We start from the raw sequence: 11,951 nt of genomic DNA on the forward strand, positions 1-11,951 counted from the left end.
GGCCCGGTCAGCGTGGGCGCCACCGGGCAACGTTGCACAGAATTATTCCATCATCTTCTCAATCGGCAGCACCAGAATGGAGCTGGCGCCCAGCGCTTTCAGTTTTTCCATCGTTTCCCAGAACAGGGTTTCGCTGCTGACCATGTGCATCGCCACGCGCTGCTGGTCGCCCGCTAGCGGCAGAATGGTTGGACGTTCCGCGCCTGGCAGCAGGGCAATGACTTCATCGAGACGTTCGGTCGGAGCGTGCATCATGATGTATTTCGATTCGCGCGCCTGAATCACCCCCTGAATACGGGTCAGCAGGCGATCGATCAGCTGCTGTTTGGCCTCCGGCATGTCGCCGTCGCGCTGGATCAGGCAGGCTTTGGAGCGATAAATCACTTCCACTTCACGCAGACCGTTGGCTTCGAGCGTTGCGCCGGTCGAGACCAGATCGCAGATGGCGTCGGCCAGACCCGCACGCGGGGCCACTTCTACAGAGCCGTTCAGCAGACAGGATTTAAACTGCACGCCTTTCTGATCGAGGTAACGCTTGAGCAGGTGAGGGTAAGAGGTGGCAATGCGCTTGCCGTTCAGACCGGCCGGGCCGTCCCAGGCTTCATCCACGGCGGTGGCGAGCGACAGGCGGCAGCCGCCGAAATCGAGACGACGCAGGGTGAAATAGCGCGGGTCTTCGCCCTGCGCACGGCGGGTCAGCAGCTCTTCTTCCAGCACGTTTTCGCCGATGATGCCGAGGTCAACCACGCCATCCATCACCAGGCCCGGGATATCGTCATCGCGAACGCGCAGGATATCGATCGGCATATTTTCAGCGAGGGCAATCAGGCGCTGGGTGTGCAGGTTAATTTTAATCCCGCAGCGGGAGAGTAATTCGCGTGAATCGTCGCTCAGGCGGCCTGATTTTTGAATAGCTATGCGTAAACGTGAGTTATCTAACATTCTGTTGTCCTTATTACCCTGTCTGGATACGGTCCAAAAAAAAGCCCCCGGAAGATGATCTTCCGGGGGCTCTCTCTTGCGTTCTCGCACCACTGGAAGATCTGAATGTCTTCCAGCACACATCGCCTGAAAGACTAGTCAGGATGATGGTGATGATGGTGGTTTTTAAAAGGAACGCGTGTCATATAAATTCTCTGTGAATGCTTATGCATCTGATGTCTTTTAACCTAAACCACATTCACGGTGTAAAGCAAGGGCTTTTTTTAATCATTAATTCATTTCATATTGATGCTATGAATTGTCAGTTCCGCACTGCTGGCGTAGCCTTAAGTCAGACGCGTGAAAGCCAGGAGAAAACGCATGAAGAAGGTCGCAATTGTCGGTTTAGGATGGTTAGGCATGCCGCTGGCGATGTCGTTAACGGCGCGAGGCTGGCAGGTGACCGGCAGCAAAACCACGGTGGACGGCGTCGAGGCCGCACGGATGTGCGGCATTGAGGGCGTCGAGTTACGCCTGGAGCCGGAGCTGGTTTGCGATACGGACGATCTCGACAGCCTGATGAACGTCGACGCGCTGGTGATTACGCTCCCCGCGAGGCGCAGCGGGCCGGGCGAGGAGTTTTACCGCCAGGCGGTGCAGGAGATTGTCGACAGCGCGCTGGCCCATCATATCCCCCGCATTATCTTTACCAGTTCGACGTCGGTGTATGGCGACGTCGAAGGAACGGTGAAAGAGAGTACCGAGCGCACGCCCGTTACCGCCAGCGGTCGGGTGCTGAAAGAGCTGGAAGACTGGCTGCATAATTTGCCGGGCACCCAGGTCGACATTTTGCGCCTGGCCGGTTTAGTCGGGCCGGAGCGTCATCCCGGTCGCTTCTTTGCCGGAAAAACGGCACCGAACGGGCAACATGGCGTCAATCTTGTCCATCTTGAAGACGTTATCGGCGCGATTACGCTCCTGTTGCAGGCTCCGAAGGGCGGGCACATCTATAATATATGTGCGCCCTCTCATCCGGCGCGAAGCACGTTTTACCCTGTGATGGCCCGACAGCTTGGGCTTGAGCCGCCGCAGTTTCGCGACGCATCCGGGGAAGGGCAAGGCAAAGTGATTGATGGCAATCGTATTTGTCGTGAACTGGGATTTGAGTATCAATATCCCGATCCGCTGGTAATGCCAATGGAATAACCCCGCCAGCGGGTTCTATCGCACACCTTTTGGGGGCGAACATGAAACCGCTGCTGGATGTTCTCATTATCCTCGATGCACTCGAAAAAGAGGGGAGCTTTGCCGCCGCGTCGGCGAAGCTCTACAAAACCCCCTCGGCCCTAAGCTACACCGTTCATAAACTCGAAAGTGACCTCAATATTCAACTGCTCGATCGCAGCGGACACCGCGCGCGTTTCACGCGAACGGGCCAGATGCTGCTCGAAAAGGGGCGCGAAGTGCTGCACACGGTGCGCGAGCTGGAAAAGCAGGCGGTGAAGCTCCATCAGGGCTGGGAAAACGAGCTGGTCATTGGCGTGGATGATACCTTTCCTTTCTCGTTACTCTCCCCGCTGATCGAAGCCTTTTACCAGCGCCACAGCGTGACCCGGCTCAAATTTATCAACGGCGTGCTTGGCGGCTCCTGGGAGGCATTAACGCAGGGCAGGGCGGATATTATCGTCGGCGCATTACGCGACCCGCCCCAGTCGAGCGATTTTGGCTTTTCGCGTATCGGCACCCTCGAGCAGGTGTTTGTGGTGGCCCCGCATCATCCCCTGGCTCAGGAGCCCGAACCCATTCCGCGTCGCGTGATAAAAGGCTGTCGGGCGATTGTGGTGGGCGACAGCTCTCTGCCGGAGTGTGCCGTCTCTTCCCAGCTGCTCGACGATCAGGAAGCCATCACGGTGTTTGACTTCAAAACCAAGCTGGAGCTGCAAATCAGCGGGCTCGGCTGCGGTTATCTCCCGCGTTATCTGGCCCAGCGATTCATCGAAAGTGGTGCGCTGGTGGAGAAACAAGTGCTGGCGCAAACCAACAGCGAATCGGTGTGGGTAGGGTGGAATGAACAGACCGCCGGGCTAGCCAGCGCGTGGTGGCGGGATGAGATTTTAGCAAATAGTGCTATCGCTGCCGTTTACACTTTGCCCGAGGGCGGAATATCAACCGCTTAGTAAAAAGAAAAGCGCGATCGGCTTCTGAATCTATTGCCTTTTATGCCAAAGATGGGGCAAAATGCGCCGCTGCAAAAAAATGAGATTAACCGACGATATAAAAGGCGTCGGTTATTTTTTTTGCATGTAACAAACGCCATTTAAAAACAAAGAGGCCGGGCTTCGTACCGGATAGATACTTACTAAAATCCGACAGTTGTTGTCGCTGAGGAATCCAGAAAATGGGGCAATCTTTTGCTTACGCGGCGGTTTTCACCGTTAAGGAGAAATCCTGTGTCGCATAACGCTACTCCAAAAACCTCTCGCGTGGAATTACGTAAAACACTTACGTTGATTCCGGTTGTCATGATGGGCCTCGCCTATATGCAGCCGATGACGCTGTTCGATACGTTTGGTATCGTTTCAGGCCTCACTGACGGTCACGTTGCAACGGCGTATGCCTTTGCGCTGGTCGCTATTCTCTTTACGGCGTTGAGCTACGGTAAACTGGTTCGCCGTTTCCCGTCCGCTGGCTCAGCGTACACCTATGCTCAGAAATCCATTAGCCCGGCTGTTGGCTTTATGGTGGGCTGGTCATCTCTGCTGGACTACCTGTTCATGCCGATGATCAACATTCTGCTGGCAAAAATTTACTTTGAAGCGCTGGTGCCTTCCGTACCGTCGTGGATCTTCGTTGTCGCGCTGGTGGCCTTTATGACCATCTCTAACCTGCGCAGCATAAAGACCGTGGCCAACTTCAACACCCTGATCGTGATTCTGCAGATGGGCATCGTGGCGGTTATCGTCGGGATGATCATCTATGGCGTGGCGCACGGTGAAGGCGCAGGTACGTTGACCAGCACCCGTCCGTTCTGGTCTGAAGGCGCGCACGTGGTGCCGATGATTACCGGCGCGACCATCCTGTGCTTCTCGTTCCTCGGCTTCGACGGTATTTCTTCTCTGTCCGAAGAGACCAAAGACGCAGAGCGCGTGATTCCGCGTGCGATTCTGCTGACTGCGCTGCTGGGCGGCCTGGTGTTCATTGGTGCCTCTTACTTCCTGCAGCTGTACTTCCCGGACATCTCTCGCTTTAAAGATCCGGACGCGTCTCAGCCAGAAATCATGCTGTACGTGGCAGGCAAAACCTTCCAGTGGGGCGTGCTGATTTTCTCCAGCGTCACCGTACTGGCATCCGGAATGGCCGCTCACGCAGGCGTTTCTCGTCTGATGTACGTGATGGGTCGCGACGGCGTGTTCCCGACTCGCTTCTTCGGCTACATTCATCCGAAATGGCGTACTCCGGCATGGAACGTGCTGCTGGTTGGCGCGATTGCTCTGCTGGCGATCAAATTTGACCTGGTAACAGCGACGGCGCTGATTAACTTCGGTGCGCTGGTGGCCTTTACCTTTGTTAACCTCTCCGTGATCTCTCAGTTCTGGATCCGCGAGAAGCGCAACAAAACGCTGAAAGACCACTTCAACTACCTATTCCTGCCACTGTGTGGCGCGATGACGGTGGGTGCGCTGTGGATTAACCTGGAAGAGAGCTCAATGATTCTGGGCCTGATCTGGGGTGCTATCGGTCTGGTATACCTGGCTTGCGTGACCAAAAGCTTCCGCAACCCGGTGCCACAGTACGAAGATATCGCGTAATCACTGAGCAGTGACGTAAAAAAAACCGGAGCACATGCTCCGGTTTTTTTATGCCTGCAATCCTCAGACAATCTCTTGCGCGTACTGATACAGCGCTTTCAGCAGCGCCTGTTTCTCCGCATTGCCTTCATACTGCGTGTACAACATCTCCAGCTCCTGGGCGTACTGCTGCAAAAACTCTGGCGTAAAGACGTTACGGCGGTGCTGCAGCCAGCGCTCCTGCTCGGCTTCATCGAGAGTGCCAGGGAAGTTACGCGCCCGATAGTTAAACATCAGCTTTTCGATACGCTTATCGGCGAAGGTGATGTCCAGCGCCGGTAAATTTTGCGGATCGGTCTGCAACACGATGTTCATGGCGGCGCGATCGGCGTCGCTGAAAAAGCCGTTATAGAGCTGCGCGTCGACGTTATCAGAGGGCACAAACGGCTCGGCTTCGGCGAAAATCGCCACCACTTTGTCGCGCACCTGCGGATTCTCGCGCAGCACTTTCAGGTTATCGAGGCAAAGCTGACGATTCACACCCAGCCGGTCGGCATCTTCCGGACGCAGCGTATTCGCCTGCGCCAGCACCGGGCATTTGTTGATATGCACCAGCTTGACAGGCACGGCGGCGGTATCGCCCAGCTCATTTTTCGGTGTGTACAAACGCTCGCGCAGGGTGTCGCTGTCCAGTTCCAGTAGCGGCGAAATATCACCGGCCAGATCGACCATGATCACCGCGTTGCGATTGTCAGGATGCCACGCCAGCGGGGCGACCCAGCTGGTATTCCCGCGCCAGGCACCAAACATCCCGGAGATATGCACCAGCGGTTTCATCTGCGGGACGTCAATCAGGGTCATCAGTTTCTGCTTGCTGCGATGGCTGAGGAGATAATCAAAGAGTTTGGGCTGGGCGGTCTTCACCAGCTTCGCCATGGCGATAGTGGCATACACGTCCGCCATCGCATCGTGGGCGTTGCTGTGCTCAATGCCGTTGGCGCGCGTCAGATGCTCAAGGCGGAAGCTCGGCAAACCGTCGTCATTCTCAGGCCAGTTTATCCCTTCAGGGCGCAGGGCGTAGCAGGCGCGCATGACGTCCAGCAGATCCCAGCGCGAGTTGCGGTTCTGCCAGCTCCAGGCGTAGGGATCGTAGAAATTGCGGTACAGGATATTGCGCGTGACTTCATCATCGAAGCGGATGTTGTTATAGCCCACCACGCAGGTATTGGGCACGGTAAACAGGTCGTGAATGCGACGGGCAAACTCGGCTTCGTTCACGCCTTTTTCGCGCGCTTCCTGCGGCGTAATGCCGGTAACCATCACTGCGCCGGGCTGGGGCAGATAGTCGTCGGCAGGCTTACAGTAAAAAACCTCCGGCTCGCCGATGATATTGAAATCCGTATCGGTGCGGATCGCCGCAAACTGCGAAGGCCGGTCCAGCGACGGGCTGGTGCCAAAGGTTTCGTAATCGTGGAAGAGAAATGTGGGGCGCGCGGCGGAATCAGACACCAGTAATACCATCCTGTTGAAAAGTGACCTGGCTATGGTAAACGATCGGCGGCGACACGCCGAACAAAAAGCGTTTTTCAGCGCCAGTTTTGCGCGCTGCCTTCTGCTAAATCACTGCGCGCCGTCACATTTTTTTGCAATTTAAACAGGTAACGAACTGAGATTTTCCGTAAAAAGGGCAACGATTTTAAATGACCTGAGGACATATCGTTGAAACGCCGTCTGTTTATTGCTGTTTCTTTACTCGCTTCGAGTATCACCTCCGCACTGGCTGCCGATCCCCTGGACTTCTCGCCGCAGCCGCCGGCCATTCAGGCCGGGTCCTGGGTGCTGATGGATTACACCACGGGTCAAATTTTAACGGCAGGCAACGAGCATCAACAGCGCAATCCGGCCAGTCTCACCAAGCTGATGACGGGCTATGTGGTCGATCGCGCGATCGACAGCCATCGTATTACGCCGGATGACGTCGTTACCGTCGGGCGCGATGCGTGGGCGAAGGGCAATCCGGTGTTCGACGGTTCATCGCTGATGTTCCTGAAAGCGGGCGATCGCGTGACCGTTCGCGATCTCAGCCGCGGCCTGATTGTGGACTCCGGGAACGACGCCTGTGTGGCCCTGGCGGACCATGTGGCGGGCGGTCAGCCGCAGTTCGTCAGCATGATGAACGACTATGTGGAAAAGCTAAACCTGCGCGATACGCACTTTGAAACCGTACATGGGCTGGATGCGCCGGGCCAGCATAGTTCGGCTTACGATCTGGCCGTTCTGTCGCGAGCCATCATTCACGGTGAGCCCGATTTCTATCACATGTACAGCGAAAAGAGCCTGACGTGGAACGGCATCACCCAGCAAAACCGCAACGGTCTGCTGTGGGATAAAACCATGAACGTTGACGGGCTCAAGACCGGGCACACCTCCGGCGCGGGCTTTAACCTGATTGCCTCGGCGGTGGATGGTCAACGTCGCCTGATCGCGGTAGTGATGGGGGCAGACAGCCCGAAGGGTCGCGAAGAGCAGGCCCGCAAGCTGCTGCACTGGGGTCAGCAAAACTTCGATACCGTGCAGATCCTGCGCAGCGGCAAACAGGTCGGGACGGAGCGCATCTGGTACGGCGACAAAGAGCAGATCTCTCTCGGAACGGATCAGGATTTCTGGCTGGCACTGCCGAAAGCGGAAGTCGCCAATATCAAAGCTAAATACGTGCTCGATAAAAAAGAGCTGGAAGCGCCGATTGCCGCCCATCAGCGCGTCGGGGAAATTGAGCTGTATGACCGCGATAAAGTCGTTGCCCACTGGCCGTTAGTGACCCTGGAGCCGATTGGCAAGGGCGGTCTGTTCTCCCGTCTGAGCGACTATCTGCATCACAAAGCCTGACGCCTAAAAGAGCAGACTGGCACTCCTGCGAGTCTGCTCACATAATAAACATCTCGTGTTTGCCGGACATAACGAATCTGCTTTATAGTGTATAAATATACAGTAATAAACGGAGGCAGTATGGACTACAGCATCAAGCAGCAACCTAAGCGTAAAATTGCCGGTTTTCATCTGGTTGGCCCGTGGGAGCAAACCGTTAAACAAGGCTTTGAGCAACTGGCGATGTGGGTCGATGGCAACAAAATCGAGCCCCTCGAATGGGTGGCGGTTTATTATGACAATCCCGATGAAGTGCCCGCCGAAAAACTGCGCTGCGACACAGCCGTGACCGTGCCAGAAGATTTTCAAATCCCGGCGAACAGCGAAGGGGTGATCCTCACCGAAATCGCGGCAGGGGACTACGCCGTCGCCGTAGCGCGTGTCGAAAACCATGATTTTGGCACGCCCTGGTACAGCTTCTTCAACAGTCTCCTTGAGGACAACCGCTACGGGATCGCGCCGAAGCCTTGCTTCGAGCGCTATCTGAATGATGGCAATGTAGATGGTTATTGGGATATCGAAATGTACGTTGCAGTGCAAAATAAGGTCGTTTGAGTCCGGGCCTGTTATTTGTAGGGTTTTTCTGTCGGACGTGATGCGTCCGGCAGAAAACACAGTACAATTGTGGTTTGCCGTGTAGCTGGAGAGCGGGTGTGCGTCCCGACAAATCATTAACTCCCTTTGAAATCCGTTTGTACCGGAATTACCGCGTCGTGCATGGTTGCCGCATCGCGCTGGCGTTTATTCTCACTTTCCTGCTGGTGAGGCTGTTCCACATCCCTGAGGGGACCTGGCCGCTCATCACACTGGTGGTGATCATGGGGCCGATCTCTTTCTGGGGAAACGTGGTCCCGCGCGCTTTTGAGCGCATAGGCGGCACTATTTTTGGCTCGGCGCTGGGGCTGATTGCGCTCAAGCTGGAGCTGATTTCTCTTCCTGTGATGTTGCTGTGGTGCGCCGGGGCGATGTTCCTGTGCGGCTGGCTGGCACTCGGCAAAAAACCGTATCAGGCGCTGCTGATCGGGATCACGCTCTCGGTGGTCGTCGGTGCCCCGGCAGGGGACATGGCGACAGCCCTTTGGCGAAGCGGCGATGTGATTCTGGGTTCGCTGCTGGCGATGCTATTTACCGGCATCTGGCCGCAGCGGGCGTTCCTGCACTGGCGCATCCAGATGGCGAACTACGTCACCGCGGTGAATCGCGTCTATCAGGCAGGTTTTTCGCCCAATCTGGTTGAACGTCCGCGGCTTGAAAAGCATATGCAAAAAATTCTCAACGATGTCGTCAAGATGCGCGGCATTATCGCGCCCGCCAGTAAAGAGACGCACATTCAAAAATCCATCTTCGAGGCGATCCAGACCGTCAGCCGTAATCTGGTGTGTATGCTCGAACTGCAAATCAACGCCCACTGGGCATCCCGCGCCAGCCACTTCGTGCTGCTGAATGCGCACACCCTCAAGGAAACCCAGCAGATGACGCAGCAAACGCTGCTGACCATCGCTCACGCGCTGTATGAGGGGAACCCGCAGCCGATCCTGGCGAACAGCGAACGTCTGAACGAAATCACGGCAGAACTGCGGCAGCTGATCAACGACCATCAGGGCGACAATGTGGCGGAAACGCCCATCCACGGCTATGTATGGTTGAGCATGGAAATGGCGAGGCAACTGGAGCTGTTGTCGCATCTTATCTGCCGGGCGCTGCGCAAATAAAAAGCAGCCATCGCCTGTTGTGACGGCTGCTGCTTCGATTCAGCAGCGATTGGGGTTATGATAGGATCAAACGATATAGTCATTGTCATTCGCAGCGGCTGTCAGTAAGGTTATCTGCACAGCGGTTGCTTAACGAATCCGAATCTTACATTAGCAGGGGTATCAAAATGGAAACTACCAAGCCTTCGTTCCAGGATGTTCTGGAATTCGTCCGCCTGTTCCGCCGCAAAAACAAACTGCAGCGTGAAATCCAGGACGTTGAGAAGAAGATCCGTGACAACCAGAAACGTGTTCTGCTGCTTGATAACCTGAGCGACTACATCAAGCCAGGCATGAGCGTTGAAGCTATCCAGGGCATCATCGCCAGCATGAAAACCGACTACGAAGATCGCGTAGACGACTACATCATCAAAAATGCTGAGCTGTCCAAAGAGCGTCGCGACATCTCCAAAAAACTGAAAGTGATTGGCGAAATCAAGAACGGTGAAGCCAAAAGCGAGTAACTGTCGCGAAAATTGATAAGGCCTCTCTGCGAAAGCAGAGGGGCTTTTTTTTGGGCGTTTTACAGACTCAGAAAAGCAAAAAGCCTGCTTTAAAAGCAGGCTTTTCAAATTTGGCTCCTCTGACTGGACTCGAACCAGTGACATACGGATTAACAGTCCGCCGTTCTACCGACTGAACTACAGAGGAATCGGTTAGGAGGCTTATCTTAGCGGCGAAAAAACTTTTGTCAAACCTGATCTTACACTCGGTGGTTCAACTGCTGATTCTGTCGTCAGTTTGTCGTCATTCTCTACAATTTTTTGTGGAAAATACTTTGCAGGATTAGCGTTTCTCCCTCATCATTTGAAATGGAGTTTCAACTTTCTCTCGTTAAGGTCCATTTTGAACGTCACTTCCGCTCTGCGCCAGGCCGTTAAGCGTACGCCCTGGTATGCCAAACGTAAAAGCTATCGTGTTCTGTTCTGGCGTGAAATCACCCCCCTTGCTGTGCCTATCTTTCTGGAAAACACCTGCGTCCTGCTGATGGGCGTGCTCAGCACATTTCTGGTGAGCTGGCTGGGCAAAGAGGCGATGGCGGGCGTGGGGCTGGCGGACAGCTTTAATATGGTGGTGATGTCGTTCTTTGCCGCTATCGACCTCGGGACAACGGTGGTGGTGGCCTTTAGTCTGGGCAAACTGGACCCGAAGCGCGCGCGTGAAGCGGCGCGGCAATCCTTGATGATCATGACCGTCTTCTCAATCATTCTGGCGGCGGTGATCCACTATTTCGGTCAAGAGATTATCGATATCGTGGCGGGGGAGGCAACCAATGAGGTGAAAGACCTGGCGCTGACCTACCTCGAAATGACGGTGCTGAGCTATCCGGCGGCGGCCATCGCCCTTATTGGCAGCGGCGCGTTGCGCGGTGCGGGCAACACTAAAATCCCTCTGCTGATCAACGGCGGGATGAACATCCTCAACATCATCATCAGCAGCATTCTGATTTACGGTCTTTTCTCCTGGGACGGACTAGGCTTTGTCGGTGCAGGGCTTGGGCTGACTATCTCCCGCTACATCGGCGCGATCGCCATTGTCGTGGTGCTGATGATGGGCGTAAACCCTGCGCTCAAGCTCTCGTTAAAGAGCTACTTCCGCCCGTTCAATTTCGCCATTATCTGGGAAGTGATGGGGATTGGGATCCCTGCCAGCATTGAGTCGGTGCTGTTCAACGGCGGGAAACTGCTCACGCAGATGTTTGTCGCCGGAATGGGCACCGACGTCATTGCCGGTAACTTTATAGCGTTCTCTATTGCCTCGCTGATTAACCTCCCGGGGAACGCCCTTGGGTCGGCGTCGACCATCATCACCGGTAAACGGCTCGGCAAAGGGCAAATTGCCCAAGCGGAACGGCAGCTGCGCCACGTTTTCTGGCTGTCGACGATTGGCCTGACGATTATCGCGTGGGGAACCGCGCCGTTCGCGGGGCTGATGGCCTCGTTCTACACCCATGAGGACGACGTCAAAGAGGTAGTCAAAATCCTCATCTGGATGAACGCCGCGTTTATGCCTATCTGGGCGGCGTCGTGGGTGCTTCCAGCGGGGCTCAAAGGGGCGCGTGACGCGCGCTTTGCGATGTGGGTCTCGATGCTCGGCATGTGGGGCTGTCGCGTGGTGGCGGGGTATGGGCTCGGGATTATGCTCGGAATGGGCGTGGTGGGCGTCTGGCTGGGGATGTTCCTCGACTGGGCGGTGCGCGGCGCGCTGTTCTACTGGCGTATGGTTAGCGGTCGCTGGCTGTGGAAATACCCGCGGATCAAAGCCCAAAATGAGGCTCCTGACGCGCCTGAACGGTTGACAAGTGTGCGAACTGAGGAATAAAGCAGCAAACGAACATTTTTGTGCATTCTGTCTTTGACAATGCCGGGTGGCGTCGATAATATGCGCCCCGTTCACACGATTCCTCTGTAGTTCAGTCGGTAGAACGGCGGACTGTTAATCCGTATGTCACTGGTTCGAGTCCAGTCAGAGGAGCCAAATTTGAAAAGCCTGCTTTTGAAGCAGGCTTTTTGCTTTTCTGCCTTTGGTAAATTGCCGGGTGGCGGCTTCGCCTTACCCGGCCTAC

Annotated in this window: 12 protein-coding genes, 2 tRNA genes, 1 pseudogene and 1 other annotated feature; of the genes and pseudogenes, 11 read left to right on the forward strand and 4 right to left on the reverse strand. The window is 55.5% G+C overall.

Translation table 11 applies throughout. The annotated features are described in order from the left end of the window. Positions 1–42 precede the first annotated feature (42 nt). On the reverse strand, positions 43–942 hold the full coding sequence (hisG, locus tag AC3WS9_RS08035; RefSeq protein WP_282494001.1) for an ATP phosphoribosyltransferase: 900 nt from the start codon (positions 940–942) through the stop codon (positions 43–45). A gap of 35 nt (positions 943–977) precedes the next feature. Then, positions 978–1,101 (reverse strand) — a sequence feature (His leader region). Beyond that, entirely contained in the window at positions 1,077–1,127 is a 51-nt protein-coding gene (hisL, locus tag AC3WS9_RS08040; protein ID WP_099516347.1) for a his operon leader peptide, read from the reverse strand. Its footprint overlaps the feature before it by 25 nt. Positions 1,128–1,302: 175 nt before the next feature. On the opposite strand from hisL, the gene AC3WS9_RS08045 reads away from it, so the two are divergent. The 4 genes from AC3WS9_RS08045 (at position 1,303) to AC3WS9_RS08060 (ending at position 4,730) form a co-directional block, all read left to right on the forward strand. Then, positions 1,303–2,127, forward strand: a complete 825-nt coding sequence (locus tag AC3WS9_RS08045; protein WP_285144140.1) for an SDR family oxidoreductase — start codon at positions 1,303–1,305, stop codon at positions 2,125–2,127. Positions 2,128–2,168: 41 nt separating this feature from the next. After that, positions 2,169–3,098, forward strand: coding sequence for a LysR substrate-binding domain-containing protein (locus AC3WS9_RS08050; protein ID WP_282494005.1), 930 nt, complete (start codon positions 2,169–2,171; stop codon positions 3,096–3,098). Positions 3,099–3,319: 221 nt separating this feature from the next. Next, the gene (gene yoeI, locus AC3WS9_RS08055) at positions 3,320–3,382 is read left to right on the forward strand and encodes a membrane protein YoeI (RefSeq protein WP_350315468.1); all 63 of its coding nucleotides are present in this window, start codon (positions 3,320–3,322) and stop codon (positions 3,380–3,382) included. Then, the gene (locus tag AC3WS9_RS08060; protein WP_282494007.1) at positions 3,372–4,730 is read left to right on the forward strand and encodes an APC family permease; all 1,359 of its coding nucleotides are present in this window, start codon (positions 3,372–3,374) and stop codon (positions 4,728–4,730) included. Before yoeI ends, AC3WS9_RS08060 begins: the two co-directional genes overlap by 11 nt. A gap of 63 nt (positions 4,731–4,793) precedes the next feature. Here AC3WS9_RS08060 and sbcB read toward each other — a convergent pair whose 3' ends face one another. Then, the gene (sbcB, locus tag AC3WS9_RS08065; protein ID WP_492487695.1) at positions 4,794–6,230 is read right to left on the reverse strand and encodes an exodeoxyribonuclease I; all 1,437 of its coding nucleotides are present in this window, start codon (positions 6,228–6,230) and stop codon (positions 4,794–4,796) included. A 198-nt stretch (positions 6,231–6,428) separates the two neighbouring features. Here sbcB and dacD point away from each other — a divergent pair, with 198 nt between their 5' ends. From dacD to AC3WS9_RS08085, 4 genes are all read left to right on the forward strand, one after another. Beyond that, the gene (dacD, locus tag AC3WS9_RS08070; protein WP_285144142.1) at positions 6,429–7,595 is read left to right on the forward strand and encodes a serine-type D-Ala-D-Ala carboxypeptidase DacD; all 1,167 of its coding nucleotides are present in this window, start codon (positions 6,429–6,431) and stop codon (positions 7,593–7,595) included. Positions 7,596–7,715: 120 nt separating this feature from the next. Then, positions 7,716–8,189, forward strand: coding sequence for a DNA gyrase inhibitor SbmC (sbmC, locus tag AC3WS9_RS08075; protein ID WP_282494013.1), 474 nt, complete (start codon positions 7,716–7,718; stop codon positions 8,187–8,189). 98 nt (positions 8,190–8,287) lie between these two features. Continuing rightward, positions 8,288–9,346, forward strand: a complete 1,059-nt coding sequence (locus AC3WS9_RS08080; RefSeq protein WP_282494014.1) for an FUSC family protein — start codon at positions 8,288–8,290, stop codon at positions 9,344–9,346. A gap of 167 nt (positions 9,347–9,513) precedes the next feature. Continuing rightward, on the forward strand, positions 9,514–9,849 hold the full coding sequence (locus AC3WS9_RS08085; RefSeq protein ID WP_095282548.1) for a DUF496 family protein: 336 nt from the start codon (positions 9,514–9,516) through the stop codon (positions 9,847–9,849). Positions 9,850–9,960: 111 nt separating this feature from the next. On the opposite strand, the gene AC3WS9_RS08090 is transcribed toward AC3WS9_RS08085, so the two are convergent. Continuing rightward, positions 9,961–10,036, reverse strand: a tRNA-Asn gene (locus AC3WS9_RS08090). A gap of 21 nt (positions 10,037–10,057) precedes the next feature. Between AC3WS9_RS08090 and AC3WS9_RS08095 the strand changes: the two are divergent. From AC3WS9_RS08095 to AC3WS9_RS08105, 3 genes and pseudogenes are all read left to right on the forward strand, one after another. Continuing rightward, positions 10,058–10,138: pseudogene (locus AC3WS9_RS08095) on the forward strand (hypothetical protein); the annotation flags it as partial. A 54-nt stretch (positions 10,139–10,192) separates the two neighbouring features. Then, positions 10,193–11,707 carry an EmmdR/YeeO family multidrug/toxin efflux MATE transporter gene (locus tag AC3WS9_RS08100; protein WP_285144145.1) on the forward strand — a complete coding sequence of 505 codons (1,515 nt, stop codon included), beginning with the start codon at positions 10,193–10,195 and terminating at the stop codon, positions 11,705–11,707. 80 nt (positions 11,708–11,787) lie between these two features. After that, a tRNA-Asn gene (locus AC3WS9_RS08105) sits at positions 11,788–11,863 on the forward strand. Positions 11,864–11,951 lie beyond the last annotated feature (88 nt).

This window comes from Lelliottia sp. EB106-05-01-XG201 (genome assembly GCF_058791735.1).

Excerpts from the sequence above, each read along its gene's own strand:
- AC3WS9_RS08045 (WP_285144140.1), top strand. The coding sequence starts at position 1,303 with ATGAAGAAGGTCGCAATTGTCGGTTTAGGATGGTTAGGCATGCCGCTG.
- hisG (WP_282494001.1), bottom strand. The coding sequence starts at position 942 with ATGTTAGATAACTCACGTTTACGCATAGCTATTCAAAAATCAGGCCGC.
- sbmC (WP_282494013.1), top strand. The coding sequence starts at position 7,716 with ATGGACTACAGCATCAAGCAGCAACCTAAGCGTAAAATTGCCGGTTTT.
- AC3WS9_RS08050 (WP_282494005.1), top strand. The coding sequence starts at position 2,169 with ATGAAACCGCTGCTGGATGTTCTCATTATCCTCGATGCACTCGAAAAA.
- AC3WS9_RS08085 (WP_095282548.1), top strand. The coding sequence starts at position 9,514 with ATGGAAACTACCAAGCCTTCGTTCCAGGATGTTCTGGAATTCGTCCGC.
- sbcB (WP_492487695.1), bottom strand. The coding sequence starts at position 6,230 with ATGGTATTACTGGTGTCTGATTCCGCCGCGCGCCCCACATTTCTCTTC.